The sequence below is a fragment of the Intestinibacter sp. genome, assembly GCF_051866655.1.
GTDB lineage: Bacteria > Bacillota > Clostridia > Peptostreptococcales > Peptostreptococcaceae > Intestinibacter.
The window spans coordinates 1-14168 of record NZ_JBJDXL010000388.1; the positions used below are offsets into that span (position 1 = coordinate 1).

Here is a 14168-nt window from a genome sequence, read left to right on the forward strand (position 1 = left end):
ATTTTTTTAAATTCATTTATAAAATTTTAATAATAAACTTATTTAAATAATAAAATAACTGATTCTCACAATACCAATTGATATCATAAAAATCAGCTATTTTTGCATGTTATAAATTTTAATAAATGATACTCATATAAAAAACATATGGGTTATAAATCGCCATTTTTCTTTATAATTTATATATTTATTTCATATTTATCTATATATTTTGCACTATGTGAATCTGAGCCTAAAACTACTTTTATATTGTATTTTTTAACTAATTCAGCCAAATATCCACTTATATAAGTTTCTCCACAATCTTCTTTAAACAATCCAGCTACATTGTAATCTAATTCATATCCTTTTTGACTTATTAGCTCTACTAATTCTTTTAATTTTGAATTTTTAGAGTAATCGTATGGATATTTTTTATTGTATTTTCTGACTAAATTAAGATGCCCTATTCTCTTTGGTTTATACATCCCTAAATCGCTGTTTATTGCCTTTATAAGTGTTTCATAGTAAAGATTATAAACTTCTTCTACTGAACCTAATAGACCTATAAGCTTTTCAAATTCTTCACTACTAAAATCCATACAATAATATTTATCCTTTATTTTTACCATATGCACTGATAAAACACTATCTTCTAGGTATTCACCGTATTTATTTAGTAAATCCTTTATACCTTCTTCAAAGCCTTCTATATAGTCTACTTCTGCCCCTACATTTATTTTTATTTTGTCTTTATATTTATTTTTTATCTCATTTACATCCTTTAAATAATCCTCCATTTGATTTAACTTTATTGAGCTATCATCATCTGGTGCTGGATCTTTAAAGCCGTCTGGAAGCGGGAAATGCTCTGTAAATGATATTTCGTCAAGACCTACCTCTATACTTTTTTTAACATAATCATCAAAAGTATCCTCTGTGCCATGAGGACAATATGGTGTATGTATATGTCCGTCTTTCATCGTGTACTCCTCCAATTCATATTAGTTTCATTTATTACATTCTACCACTTTGACCTCTAATTAGCGAATCTTTTCGCCCATTACAAAAATTTAATCATGACAAAAAAAAGAAGTGATATAAAAATAAATTCATATCACTCCTGTTTATAATTATTACATATTTTTTTTAGCTTCTACTAACATTTCATTAGCTTTTTGCATGTATTCGATTGCTTTTTCTATGCATTCAGCTGTTTCAGTTTTACCCATAGCTTTAGCTTTTTCTACCCATTCTTGGAATCCTTCTTCATGAGATTGATTGTGATTTACCCAATGAACTAGTAATATATTTAAAGTTTTTTCGTCTTTATTTTCTACTTCTGCATGGCTATGTCCGCATCCACAACCATCTCCATGAGTATGTGAATGATCATGATCGTGACCATGTTCATGACTATGGCTATGTGTATGTTCACAACCATCTCCGTGGCTATGTGTATGTGTATGATCATGATCGTGACCGCATCCGCATCCACAATCATGGTCATGATGGTATCTTACTACATCTTTATTAAATATCATTTCATTTTCCTCCAATTATTTTATGTTAAATTCTTTTTTAATTACCTTTATTGTATCTTTTATTAATAAAGATAATGGTTTGTTCTCTACCCCTACTAAAGAAAAATTCTCTGGCATAATAGGTAATAATATTTTTAAAGCCTCACTATCACATATAGCTTCACTAATTCTGCCAGTAACCTCTCCCATCATTGCATTTGGCATAGTTACAGCAATTGGGGCAACTATTATATTAGCTTTTTTAGAGGATACTACAATGGCGTTTTCTCCAGTAGCTCCTTTATTAGCATGAGATTTCATCATTGCGCTAGTTGCAATTGAATTTGTACCTAAAGCATATATATCAATATATGTAGGCAATTCATCTCTCAAAGCTGATATAATTTGGGCGCCTATTCCCCCGCCCATTCCATCTATCACTGCTATTATCATGTGCTATACCTCATCTTGATATTTTTCAGCTAAGATAAGCTTAATACTTTTAAAATAACCTTGTATTAATCTTGAGCTAATATTATTTTGTGATCCATTAATTTAATTTCTTTTATGTATCCATCTAGTATTTTTTCTTCGCCTAGTAAATCTGTTAGATACACTTTTCCATTAACAGGATTTACATTAACTACATTTTCCATAACTCTTGTTAATTCATTATTTTTTCCTAAAACGAATGCTGCTGATTCACACATATAAATCACCCTCCCATAAAACTTTTAAAGCGATTTTTAATAAAAATCAAAAAAAGGTCTCTAAGGTATTACAATACCATAGAAACCTTCATGATTTCATTACTTAATATTCATATACCTTTAGTATAGCACTCTTGTTTATATAAAGTCAAACACAATATTTAAAAATACTGTATTTGACTTTAACTCTATCTTATTATATATTTACCCCTCTAATATAGCTTTTACACTTGGAAATGCATCTATATTTGTATGAGGTAAGAAGCAACAAGATACAAATTCATCCATATATGTTGGATATACACTTAATTCGATATATGTCATTATACTTGCTATTTCTTCTAGTTTAGCTCTTGCTTCATCACTTAATAATGTTAAGTAAGAACCTATTAGAGAACTGTTTCCTATATATTGGAATTTATCTCTATCTATATCAGGAAGTAATCCTATAAATACAGAGTTTTCTATATTTAAGTGGTTTCCTATACCACCTGCTATATAAACTTTATCTACACAATCAAAGTCCATTCCTAAGCTTTCGATTAGTGTAGCAGCTCCTGAGTATATAGCTCCTTTAGTTCTTATGAAGTTATCTATATCTACTTCTGTTATAAATAAATCACTACTTAAGTGTTCATTGTCTTTTTCAAATGCTAATACATATTCACCGATATCATTTTCGTCAAATCTTATTCTTTCGTTTTGTAAATCTCTATGTATTTTACCTCTTCTATCGATGATATTTTCTTTAAGCATTTCACATATTAAATCGATTATACCTGAACCACATATACCTATTGCAGGTTCATTGTCTATAGTTCTTAATGTTGGTACTAAAGTTTCAGGATCTATATCTACGCTGTCTATTGCTCCAGCTGAAGCTCTCATACCACAGCTAATTCCTCCACCTTCAAAAGCTGGACCTGCTGAGCATGCACAGCTCATCATGAAATCTTGGTTACCGAATACTATTTCTCCATTAGTACCTAAGTCTATGAATAAAACATTTTCTTCATTTGCCCATATACCTGCAGCTAATACACCTGCTGTTATATCTCCACCTACATAGCTCGCTACGTTTGGTGATAGGTAAACACCTGCGCTTGGATTTATATCTAAACCAACTTCTTTAGCAGTTAATTTTGGTGATTTGAAGAATGGTGGTATAAATGGTTCTAATCTTAAGAAATCTGGATATATTCCTAAGAATAAAGTAGCCATTGTTGTATTTCCTGATGCAACAACGCTAACTATGTTGTTTCTCTTTACACCTGATTCTTTTAATAATTCATTTATTAACATATTTAAAGTGTCGTCTACTATTGCAGCCTTAGCTTTTTCTATGTTGTTTTTCTTGATAGCGTAAATTATTCTGTTTATAACGTCTGCACCGAATTGAAGTTGTCCATTTCCTGATGCACCTTTTTCTACTACTTCATTAGTTATCATATTAACTAAGCATACAACAACTGAAGTTGTACCTATATCTATTGCTAAACCGTATAATTCACCTTCTGTATTACCTGGTTCAACATCTATTATTTCTAATCTATCATCGAAATCTCTATATGTAATAGTTATTTCGAAATTATTTTCTCTAAATGCTTTTGGCATTTTCTTTAGAACTTCTATATCATAAGTCATTTCTTTTCCGAAATTCATGCTTATGTGTCTTTCTAATCTGTCAACATCACTTATATTATCGTCTAAAGTTGGTTCATCTAGAGTTATACAAGTTTTCTTTATGTTAGTTTCTAAAGTTAAATCATGAGTTTGAGCTATTTCTACAGCTCTGTCAAATAATGCTTTGTCTTTAGCAGTGTCTCCACCTTCAACCTTCATACCTCTCATAGCTACATCTAAAGAAGAATTTGTAAGAACTTCTATATCTGATATGATTGTTGAACAGCATGCTAGTATATATCCATTTGCTTTATCTTCGTCAGTTAAGTGAGATGATATCTCTTGTTTAACTTCACCATTTAGTAGTTTTACTTTACATTTTCCACAGCTTTTACTACCATTACATGGAGCTTCGATATATACATCTGCTCTTCTAGCTACTTCTAATAAATTATCCCCTACTTCACATTCTATTGTTTTACCTGATGGTCTAAAAACAACCTTTGCCATATCTTATCCTCCCCAAAATATAATATATACATATATTAAATATATTCAAAGTATCAATACTATTTTATCATATCCAATGTGTATAAGTAAAAAAAAAGTTTGTAATTAATATTCCAATTTAGAATTTTTTAATTATTTAAAAGCTCGTAAATTCTCATATGGAAATTTCATTGTTGATACTAAATGGAATATGTACTATTAAAACCTATCTGCATTCATTGCATTACAATTTCTACTGTCTATAATTTTATTATTTCATAAAATTTAAATTTGCACAATTTAAGTTAGTTTATTTAAAGGAAACCTTTTTCTAAAAAAGTTTCTTATTAATAAATAAATTTATTTTTTTAATATAAAATCTTTATATGAAATAAAATTTTAATTATTTTCTAAAAAAAATATACTTTTAGGAAACTTTTATTTATAACAGCTGTATAGTAAATGTGATACACCTAAAAATAAAAAAAGTATAGCAAAAGCGCGTGCACTCACTTTCGCTATACTTCTTTATTTATTTATCCGAATTAATTGGGTTCAAATTTTTATAAAGTAGCTTCGTATTCTTCAGCTGTTAATAATGTATCATATTCAGCAGGATCAGCAACTTTTATTTTGCATATCCAAGCATCATATGGAGCTTCATTAACGTATTCTGGTTCGTCTTCTAATTTATCTTCGTTTATTTCAACTACTTCTCCTGATAATGGAGCGAATAATTCAGAAGCAACTTTTGAAGATTCTATTACACCAAAGTCTACGTCTTTAGTTAATTCATCTTCTATTTCTGGCATTTCTACGAATAGAACTTCACCTAATTGATCTTGAGCAAAGTCAGTTACTCCTATATATGCGAATTCTCCATCTAATTTTGCCCAAGTATGTTTTGGACTATATTTTCTATCGTTTAAAGTTTCCATGTGTATTTTCCCCCTATTGTGTTTTCTTAAATTAATCTATAATTATTCTCCCATTATGAAATCCATAGATAATGCTGGATGTCCTTTTTCTTCAAGGAAAGCACAAACTGCTTCAGAATCAACAGCTATAGTTTCATCACATATCATATCAGTGAAGTTTTCTATACCAGCCATTTCTTTTACAGTTTTATTTAATTTTTCTCCAACAGAATCTTTTAATTCTTTAGGCATCCATACTATTCTTTCTGGTCCACCTTCAGTATAAGCGAATTTCTTAGAAGATATGAAATGTCTACCATGACCCATGAATCCTGGAGTTTGAACTCCACCACCAGTCATAGAAGCTAATTCACCGAATGTCATACCAACTGGAGTAGTACCAGCATATTCTCTGTTTACTATAACTAATCCGTTAGCTTCAGGCATTATACCACATATACATTCGAAGCATCCACAAGAAGTCATTGGATCTTCCATTATAGAGTATAATGTTACGTTTTCTACAGCACCTTGAGATATTTGGTTAACTGCATCAGACATTGATTGCCAGATACCTTTCTTTTCATCTAGGCAAGGACCTTTAGCTATTGGTTGACATGGTCCTGTTGGGTTAAGTTCTTTAGTAGCTTTAGCATCTAACCAAGAAACTGCACCACATAATCCAAGTCTTTCTGGAGTTACTATACAAACGTGAGCTGGAGCGAATGCTTGACACATGTTGCAAGAATAGAAATCATCAACTGCTTCGTCAGTTAATTGTTCTAATCTGTCATCTCTAGCGTTGTATCTTTCAACAGCTTCAGCTTTTAAGTCGTTAACCATAGCTTCATCAGTTATTATAGTTACAGCACATTTATCAACAACTGCATCGAATTCGTCTTTCATCATAGCGTACATTACTTCACCTATGTGTTCTAATTGGAATCCTTTAGCAACGTCATCTTTAGATATTCTTACCCAAGCTTGGTCTCTTTGTCCAACGTGCATTAAACCTTCAGTGTAGTTCATGAAGTAGTGGAATCTTCTTTCAAGAACTGGTTCGAAGTCAGTTTGCATTGCTCTACCAGCAACTTTAACGATTATTGCAAGAGGTAATCTAACAACACCATCTTTGCAAGCTTCTGGATCTATGTTTGGTCCTATTACTTCTATCTTATGGTCTTCAACTTCACCTAAATCATAAGATTTAACTAATTCCCAAGCAGGAGTTCTGTTTCCACCGAATTCGTAAGCCATTTCAGCTTTTCTGATTCTTTCACCTTCGAATGAAGCAGCGAATCCAACTGGTATTGGTATTTCAGTTATTTTTATCTTAATATGTCTAGCTTCTAATGAAGTATCAACAAATTTGTCATAATTTCTTTGAGTTAATAAGTTGCAAGGAACTTCTGTAACAACTTGGTCAGTTATTACTGGGAATCCAAGAGCTATAGCTCCAGCACCACAAGCAACTATTAATTCACTAAGTGGTCCAAATGCATTAACAAATGCAGGAACTCTTTCTGCAGTGTATTGTAATAATCCAGCTAAATCACCAGGTTTTACATTACCGAATATTAATGCAGCTCTTATAGCAACAGAAACAACGTGGATAACTGAAGTTACATCATATCCTAGAGGTATAACACGAAGGTCTACACCCATTTTAACGTCAGCTTCTATAGCTTGATCTATAACTTTACCAACTAAGAAAGTCATGATACCAGCAGATTGGTATTTTTTAACTATATTTCCTAATGTTTCAGAGTCTGGGCATTCACCAAGAACAACAGCAACACCAGGGATATCTCCTGTAACAAGTGGAACACCTAGAGATCTGATTATAGGGTCAACTACGTGTCCTGCACAAGGAGCTTCGTATGGAGCTTCACTATTTACATATTTGATAGCTTCAATTATTTCTGCACAAACTGCAGTAGCTAAACCAGCGTTTAAAGCTGTTTCTAATAATGGTTTTTCAACTATTAATGATTTAGCAACTCCTAGAGCTGTTTCTAAATCTGCTAAAGTTGTAGCTTTTAATCCTGTTGCTGCATATATGCATGGTATAGCATATGCAGTGTCAGGAAATGCAACTGGACAATCTTTACCTTTTTCAGCTACTACTGCTGTTAAAGCTGCGCTTGCAGCATCGTATGCTTGATTAGCACCTGTATAAATTATGTTATATAAATTCACTCTACTTCCCCCTTTAAATTTATTTACAAGTCAAGATATAAAATCTTGACTGTAATTTTTTATTTATAATTATTTTTATTTGTAATCAAATCCTAATTCTTTAACTTCTAAGTATGAATCAGCATATAAAGATGCATTTCTTATTATATCGCAAGATTTTATAGTTTGAACTAATAATTGATCTAGTGGGTTAACTATTGCTGAAGTAAATCCATTAGCCATAGCCATTGCTAACCAGTTACTATCTAATATTGGTCTTATATGTTTTGGACAACCATTAGATACGTTTGATAAACCACCAGTAGTTTTTAATCCCATTTCAGACATTTCTCTTATAGCTTCTAAAACGTCCATTTGTTTGTCTTGCATACCTTTTATAACTAAGCAAAGTGGGTCAAAATACATATCAGTTTCTGGATCTATACCAGCCATAGCACCTGCTTCTATTAATTCAGTACAGTAAGCCATAGTTTCATCTTTGTCTGCTGGTATACCTTCTTTAGCACATAATGCTATTATAGCAGCATCATATTCACCAGCTAATTCGATTAATCCTTTTCTTCCGCCGTTATCTGCAGAGTTTATTATTGGTTTACCATTAGTTCTATCATAAACTTTAAGTCCAGCTTCTAAAGCTGCAACGTTAGCTGTATCTAAAGCAAGAGGTACATTATTTAATTCAGATTGTAATAATTGAACACCCCATTCCATTATTTCAGCTCCATCTCTTTCAGCTGGTCCTATATTAAAATCTATAACGTGAGCTCCTGCATCTAATTGTTCTATAGCTCTTTTTAATATTGGTTCTGGATCTCTTTCAGCTATAGCTTTTCTTATTGGTGGTGCTATACAGTGTATTCTTTCACCTATCATCATAAATTTTTCCATACTTATATCCCCCTTAGAATTTATTCTATTTCTAGGAACCTAGAGTTAATCTAAGTTCCTAGGCATAATTTTTAATTTAATATTTTATTAATAAATCTTAAATAAGCAATTTGTTACTAGTACATATTAGTGATTAGCAGCATATTCTTTTAAGAATTTTGGAAGTTCCATAGATTCTAATGGTCCTATAACAACATTCCATCCTGGCATATTATCAGCTACGTCAGCTTGTATAACAGCTAATTTACCTGGTATAACTATATCTCTGCAATCAGTGTAGCTTTCTATGTTACATTCTTTAGCAAATGCACCTATAACAGATCCACCGAATTTACCAGCAGCCCAAGCAGTAAGAACTGAATATCCACCAGCATCTGGAACCATTAACCAGCAAGGTACTTTAGAAGCTTCTATATCACCAGTTATTGTGAAGTAAGTTAATGCGAAGTCAACTGAACATAATACTGGAGAAGTCTTATCTGGGTTATTTAATGGATAAACTTTAGCTTCAACTCTCATTGGTTTTTGAGGGTCAGTGAATATGTTTTGTCTTAATGCATAAAGTGGTAAAGCTTTAGCATAAGTCATATCTGTTACAGCTAATATAGTTCCGTATTTAACAGTGAATACTGAAGCTAATGCTATTTCCATGTTAGCATCTCCGTTAGCTAATTTAGCTAAATCGATGAATGATGGATAACCAAAGCTTCTGTCTCCTTCTTTTAATGCTATTCTTCTAACTTGTACAGCATTTACATAAGTATCTTTTATAGTTTCACCAGTTACATCTATTATTAATTCTTTGTAACCAGCAGCTTCTATAGCTTGAGTTGTAGTATATAATTCTTCTAAGCTAGCTCCTTGTACACCTAAAGCTAAGTTATCAGCTTTAACTACTTCTACCATAGCAGCAAAGTTATCTTTGTTAGCTCCTATTACAACTGGGTTTAATCCAGCTAATGCAGCAACAGCTTCTTTAGCAACGTCAGCATCTGCAACTTCTAATACATATGCACATTCAACATCACTATCTTTTACTTTATTTACTATAGATAAGAAGTTATCTTTATTATCATTGTATTTGATATAAGCGAATTCAGGTTTCATTATTTCGCCTATTCTTTCGTAGTTAACAACTTTCATTCCTTCTATTTTTGCATCTACTGCAGCAGCATCCATGCAATCACAGAATTTAACAGCGTATCTATTTCTGTTTACTAAAGTTTTTTCATGTCTGAATAATACAGTTTCTCCACCTAGTTCATATGCACTTTCACCAGCACCAACTTTTAAAGTTTTCATTGGAGGTGCAGTAGCTGCAGCTAATTTAGCTAATGCTTCGTCAGACATTTTTGGACAAGCAGAAACTTCTACAGCTCCACTTGCAACTTTCATAGAGAAAGCCATACAAGTTGGAAATCCACATTCCTTACAGTTTTTCTTTGGTGTTAATTTAAATATATCTAATGCTTTTAATGCCATTATTTTTTCCCCCTAACCTTACAAATAAATTATATTACGCTAAAGCGCTTACTAAAGCTTTTATAGTTTTGATTGATTCTGGATGACGAAGTATAACTGCATTTGCTCCACCTACGATTACACTTGCAGCTGTAGATACTTCCATACCTATTGTTCTAGCTTCATTATCTCCCCATTCAGGAACATCTGCTTCTGAAGCTATAGCTTCTTTAACGTGACCAACTTCGAATGAAACTGGAGTTATTATTGGTATTTGTAATGCTTTATCATTTTGGTTGAATCCTGCTAATCTAATTCTATCCATAGTAGATGCAACATATTCATAACCATAACCAACTGCTGAACAACCAACGTTCATAACTATGTTTTCTTGTTGAACACCTAATTGAGTAAGTAATACATTCATTTGTTTAGCTAAGTTTATATCAACTGCAGATTCTGCAGCAACTTTTTGACCATAAGCCATACCAGCAGCAGCACCAACTGCTTTGTAGTTATCTTCTACAGCTGATAATACTAATATATTTTTACCTTCTAATGCAGCAGAAACTTTATCAAATACTTTACCGTCTTTTTCAGCGTTACCGCATCCAGCAACTACTAATGGTAAAGTTGTAGCTTCAGCAACAGCTTTAGCTACTTCTGCACATTCTTCTGGAGTTTTGTCTGCTCCATCAGGAGAAGCTCCATTTAATCTTAAGCATATGAAATCTGCTTCTGTGTTATCTTCAACGTATTTAGCCCATTTTGCAGGATCTGCCCAAACATCTCCATATAATTTAGAATAGCAATCTATCCATTCTTCAGGTTGTACATCTGATATTTCAGCTCCAACAACTGGTGCATTTCCTGTTTCTCCATCAAAGCTATAGAATGGAAGAACTTGTTCTCCACCTAATTTTATAGCTTTATCTCCTGTTCCTATTTCTACTACATTAATTGTTCCAGTAACTTTTTGAGTAGACATTTTAAATGCCATATCTTTTTCCCCCTTAAGCCTATTTTAATTTATAATGCGCCTCTCTATATATTAAGGCAAGTCTAGAGTTTCTATTATTTTTTCTAGTGCTACTCTAGATTTTGAGTCAGCTGGTAAATCTATTAAAGCCTTACCTACTGAATCATATTCATATATTAATTCATCTGAAGGAACTACTCCAAATAAATTTAAATCGTGTTTAGCTATTTCTTCTTTTACACCGTCATTTAATTCTCCATTTGGAACTTTATTGACGATTAATCCAATTTTGCCAACGCTTAAATTCATTTCTTTTGCTAAATCTCTGATTCTTGCAACTGCTTGGATACTACGTCTTGAACAATCACTGACTAATATAAGAGTATCAACATGTTTAGTAAGTTTTCTACTTATATGTTCCATACCGGCTTCATTATCTGTGATTACATAATTATAGTGATCTGAAATTTTTTGAACTTGCTGTTTTAATATTCCATTTACGAAACAATAGCAACCTTCTCCTTCTGATCTACCCATAACTAACATGTCATATCCGTCGCCTTCTTCTAAGATCATACCTAGTTTCCATTGTAAGAATTGAGCTTTAGTCATTCCTCCTGGGAATGAATTTCCTAATTTCTCAGTCATATTAGCTTCTTCTCTAATTTGACCAATTGTTTGTGGTTCTTCTACACCTAGTACTTCATAAAGATTGCAGTTTGCATCTGCATCAACTACTAGTATAGGATCCTTTTTTTGTTTTACTAATGTGTCAATTAAAAGCCCTGTTAGACTAGTTTTACCAACTCCGCCTTTTCCGGCTACAGCAATATTATAAGTCATCTTATGATATCCCCCTTAAATTAAGTTTTATCACAACAGAGCTTTTAGAAAATTATGTCAAACTCTGTGCTCGCTATTAATTAAATTATTTTTTTGGTATAGCATGTACACATTCATCATGTATATCATGTATAGCTTCCATTAAACCTTCAGATAAACTTGGATGAGCATGTATTACTTTACCAACATCTTTAGCTTTTAATCCTAAGCCTACAGCTAAAGATAATTCTGTTAATAAGTCAGTTACGTGTGGTCCAACTAAAGAAGCACCTATTATAGTATCATCTTCGTCAGTCATAACTTTTATGTAACCTTGTAATTTACCTATTGCTTTTGCTTTACCTAAGCCTCTGAATTCGAATCTACCAACTTTGTATGGAGTTCCATTAGCTTTTAATTCGTCTTCAGTTACACCAACACCTGATACTTCTGGTTCAGTGTAAACACAGCTTGGTATAGCTTTATAATTAACTGTTTCACTGTTACCTTTAACAGCATTTTCAGCAGCTACCATACCTTCAGCAGATGCAACGTGAGCAAGCATAGCTCCTGGTATTATATCACCTATTGCATATATTCCTGGTATACTAGTTTCTAAGTATTCATTAACTTTTACAAATCCTCTTGGTGCCATTTCTATACCTATTTCTTCAACACCAGAGTTAGCTAAGTTAGGTCTTCTACCTACGCAAAGTAATACCATTTCTGCTTCTATTGATTTACCATTATTTAAATCTAATTTAACTGATTCATCAGTTACAGTGTATTTATCAGCAGCAACGCTAGTCATAACTTTTATTTTGTCTTTTTTGAATTGTCTAGCTAAGTTTTTAGCTGCTTCAGAGTCCATTCTACCTAATATTTGAGGTATCATTTCTATTATAGTTACTTTAGTTCCTATAGTTGCAAAGAATTGTCCTATTTCACTACCTATAACTCCACCACCAACAACTATTAATGATTCAGGTTGTTTAGTTAAGTTTAATATTTCATCAGAAGTTATAACATTTTTACCATTGTAAGGCATTCCTGGGAATACTGTTGGGATAGATCCATTAGCTAATATTATTTTATCAGCTACAACTGTTTCAGTAGTTCCGTCAGCTTTAGTAACTTCTATAGTATTTTTATCTACTAATTTACCAAAACCGTCTATTTTTTTAACTCCTCTTTTATCAAATAGGAATTGTATTCCTGCTACTAATTCATCAGTTATTTTATGTCTTCTAGCCATTATAGCTTCAAAATTAGGTTTAACTTCACCTTCAACTTCTATACCGAAGTCTTTAGCTTCTTTTACGGCTCTGATAGCATCAGCAGATGCTAATAAAGCTTTTGTTGGTATACAACCTACGTTTAAGCAAGTACCACCTAATCTATTTTTTTCTATTACAGTTACTTCAGCACCAAGCATAGCTGCTTTTAAAGCTGCCACGTATCCTCCTGGTCCTCCTCCTATTACTGCTACTTTCATTTGTTATTTCCCCCATTTACCTTGTATGATTTGTTTATAGAATAAACTTTTTTATATTAATCTATATTAGATATAATATCTATATATATATTATACCCAATATAGAATTAATTATCTTGTTTTTATGTTAAATTTTTCAATTTATTTTAGATTTTATAAACCTGCAGCGTCTAATATTAGTGGTACATTTTCTTCTGCACCTATAGCCATTATATGAACACCATCACATAAGTCTTCTTCTTTTAATTGTCTTATGAATTCACCAGCCATTTTTATACCTTCAGCTACATAATTTTCTTTACCAGCTGCTTTTAATCTTTCGATTTGATCATCTGGAACGAATATTCCTGGAACATTAGCAGTCATGAATCTTGCCATTCCTGGTGATTTAAGTGGAACTATACCAGCCATTACTTTACAGTCCATATCTTTAGTTAATTCTCTGAATTTTCTCATATGTTCTATATCATAAACAGCTTGAGTTTGGAAGAATCTAGCACCTGCTGCTATTTTCTTTTCCATTTTTAATAATTGTACTTCTATTGGTTCGTATTCTGGAGTAACACAAGCTCCTAGGAAGAAGTCTGTTTTACCTTTTAATTCTAATCCAGCACTATCAGTACCATTATTCATCATAGTTGCAGTAGCTAATATACTAACTGAATCTAAGTCGAATACTGGTTTAGCATTTTTATGGTCACCTACACATACATGGTCACCTGTTAAAGCTAATAAGTTATCTATTCCAAAGAATCCTGCAGAAAGCATTTCACTTTCTATAGCTATTCTATTTCTATCTCTACCTGTCATTTGTATAACTGGTTCTAATCCTAAATCTTTTAACATTTTACATGTAGCAAGAGATGAAGTTCTCATTACTGCAGATTGGTTATCAGTAACGTTTGCTGCATGTACTCTACCAATAACTTTTTTAGCACATTCTGCTAAATGTGATAAATCAGTTCCTTTTGGAGGTGCCATTTCAGCAGTTATTGCAAATTCACCTTTTTCGAATGCTTCTCTTAACTTACTCATCTAAAAAATCCCCCTTTATTTATAACCTTTTCTTATGCTTCAGCTTCA

13 protein-coding genes are annotated in these 14168 nt (G+C 32.2%); all 13 read right to left on the bottom strand.

The annotated features are described in order from the left end of the window. Positions 1-179: 179 nt before the first annotated feature. Positions 180-962 carry a histidinol-phosphatase HisJ gene (gene hisJ, locus ACI3VO_RS11655; protein WP_439758080.1) on the bottom strand — a complete coding sequence of 261 codons (783 nt, stop codon included), beginning with the start codon at positions 960-962 and terminating at the stop codon, positions 180-182. Between the two features lie 153 nt (positions 963-1115). Continuing rightward, positions 1116-1523: a zinc transporter gene (locus ACI3VO_RS11660; protein WP_439758081.1), complete on the bottom strand. Its 408-nt coding sequence runs from the start codon at positions 1521-1523 to the stop codon at positions 1116-1118. 15 nt (positions 1524-1538) lie between these two features. Continuing rightward, complete coding sequence (locus tag ACI3VO_RS11665) at positions 1539-1955, bottom strand: DUF3842 family protein (protein ID WP_320626856.1); 417 nt, start codon at positions 1953-1955, stop codon at positions 1539-1541. A gap of 65 nt (positions 1956-2020) precedes the next feature. Beyond that, positions 2021-2212: a CooT family nickel-binding protein gene (locus ACI3VO_RS11670; protein WP_290685545.1), complete on the bottom strand. Its 192-nt coding sequence runs from the start codon at positions 2210-2212 to the stop codon at positions 2021-2023. Positions 2213-2416: 204 nt separating this feature from the next. Further along, positions 2417-4345, bottom strand: coding sequence for a corrinoid activation/regeneration protein AcsV (gene acsV / locus ACI3VO_RS11675; protein WP_439758082.1), 1929 nt, complete (start codon positions 4343-4345; stop codon positions 2417-2419). Positions 4346-4887: 542 nt separating this feature from the next. Further along, positions 4888-5262 (bottom strand): glycine cleavage system protein GcvH, encoded by a 375-nt coding sequence (gene gcvH, locus ACI3VO_RS11680; RefSeq protein WP_290685549.1) that lies wholly within the window; start codon positions 5260-5262, stop codon positions 4888-4890. A 42-nt stretch (positions 5263-5304) separates the two neighbouring features. Then, entirely contained in the window at positions 5305-7440 is a 2136-nt protein-coding gene (acsB, locus tag ACI3VO_RS11685) for an acetyl-CoA decarbonylase/synthase complex subunit alpha/beta (RefSeq protein WP_439758083.1), read from the bottom strand. Between the two features lie 75 nt (positions 7441-7515). After that, a complete protein-coding gene (gene acsE, locus ACI3VO_RS11690) occupies positions 7516-8328 on the bottom strand; it encodes a carbon monoxide dehydrogenase/acetyl-CoA synthase methytransferase subunit (protein WP_439758084.1) in 813 nt (270 codons plus the stop codon). Positions 8329-8454: 126 nt separating this feature from the next. Beyond that, complete coding sequence (gene acsC, locus ACI3VO_RS11695) at positions 8455-9810, bottom strand: acetyl-CoA decarbonylase/synthase complex subunit gamma (RefSeq protein ID WP_439758085.1); 1356 nt, start codon at positions 9808-9810, stop codon at positions 8455-8457. 34 nt (positions 9811-9844) lie between these two features. Further along, positions 9845-10789, bottom strand: a complete 945-nt coding sequence (acsD, locus tag ACI3VO_RS11700) for an acetyl-CoA decarbonylase/synthase complex subunit delta (protein WP_439758086.1) — start codon at positions 10787-10789, stop codon at positions 9845-9847. 51 nt (positions 10790-10840) lie between these two features. Further along, positions 10841-11611, bottom strand: coding sequence for a nucleotide-binding protein (locus ACI3VO_RS11705; RefSeq protein ID WP_439758087.1), 771 nt, complete (start codon positions 11609-11611; stop codon positions 10841-10843). Between the two features lie 85 nt (positions 11612-11696). Beyond that, positions 11697-13085, bottom strand: coding sequence for a dihydrolipoyl dehydrogenase (lpdA, locus tag ACI3VO_RS11710; RefSeq protein ID WP_439758088.1), 1389 nt, complete (start codon positions 13083-13085; stop codon positions 11697-11699). Between the two features lie 153 nt (positions 13086-13238). Further along, the gene (locus ACI3VO_RS11715) at positions 13239-14120 is read right to left on the bottom strand and encodes a methylenetetrahydrofolate reductase (protein ID WP_320626864.1); all 882 of its coding nucleotides are present in this window, start codon (positions 14118-14120) and stop codon (positions 13239-13241) included. Between the last annotated feature and the right edge of the window lie 48 nt (positions 14121-14168).

Bases quoted from the DNA above. Each gene is read 5' to 3' on its own strand.
- hisJ (WP_439758080.1), bottom strand. From the start codon at position 962: ATGAAAGACGGACATATACATACACCATATTGTCCTCATGGCACAGAG.
- ACI3VO_RS11660 (WP_439758081.1), bottom strand. From the start codon at position 1,523: ATGATATTTAATAAAGATGTAGTAAGATACCATCATGACCATGATTGT.
- ACI3VO_RS11665 (WP_320626856.1), bottom strand. From the start codon at position 1,955: ATGATAATAGCAGTGATAGATGGAATGGGCGGGGGAATAGGCGCCCAA.
- ACI3VO_RS11670 (WP_290685545.1), bottom strand. From the start codon at position 2,212: ATGTGTGAATCAGCAGCATTCGTTTTAGGAAAAAATAATGAATTAACA.
- acsV (WP_439758082.1), bottom strand. From the start codon at position 4,345: ATGGCAAAGGTTGTTTTTAGACCATCAGGTAAAACAATAGAATGTGAA.
- gcvH (WP_290685549.1), bottom strand. From the start codon at position 5,262: ATGGAAACTTTAAACGATAGAAAATATAGTCCAAAACATACTTGGGCA.
- acsE (WP_439758084.1), bottom strand. From the start codon at position 8,328: ATGGAAAAATTTATGATGATAGGTGAAAGAATACACTGTATAGCACCA.
- acsC (WP_439758085.1), bottom strand. From the start codon at position 9,810: ATGGCATTAAAAGCATTAGATATATTTAAATTAACACCAAAGAAAAAC.
- acsD (WP_439758086.1), bottom strand. From the start codon at position 10,789: ATGGCATTTAAAATGTCTACTCAAAAAGTTACTGGAACAATTAATGTA.
- ACI3VO_RS11705 (WP_439758087.1), bottom strand. From the start codon at position 11,611: ATGACTTATAATATTGCTGTAGCCGGAAAAGGCGGAGTTGGTAAAACT.
- lpdA (WP_439758088.1), bottom strand. From the start codon at position 13,085: ATGAAAGTAGCAGTAATAGGAGGAGGACCAGGAGGATACGTGGCAGCT.
- ACI3VO_RS11715 (WP_320626864.1), bottom strand. From the start codon at position 14,120: ATGAGTAAGTTAAGAGAAGCATTCGAAAAAGGTGAATTTGCAATAACT.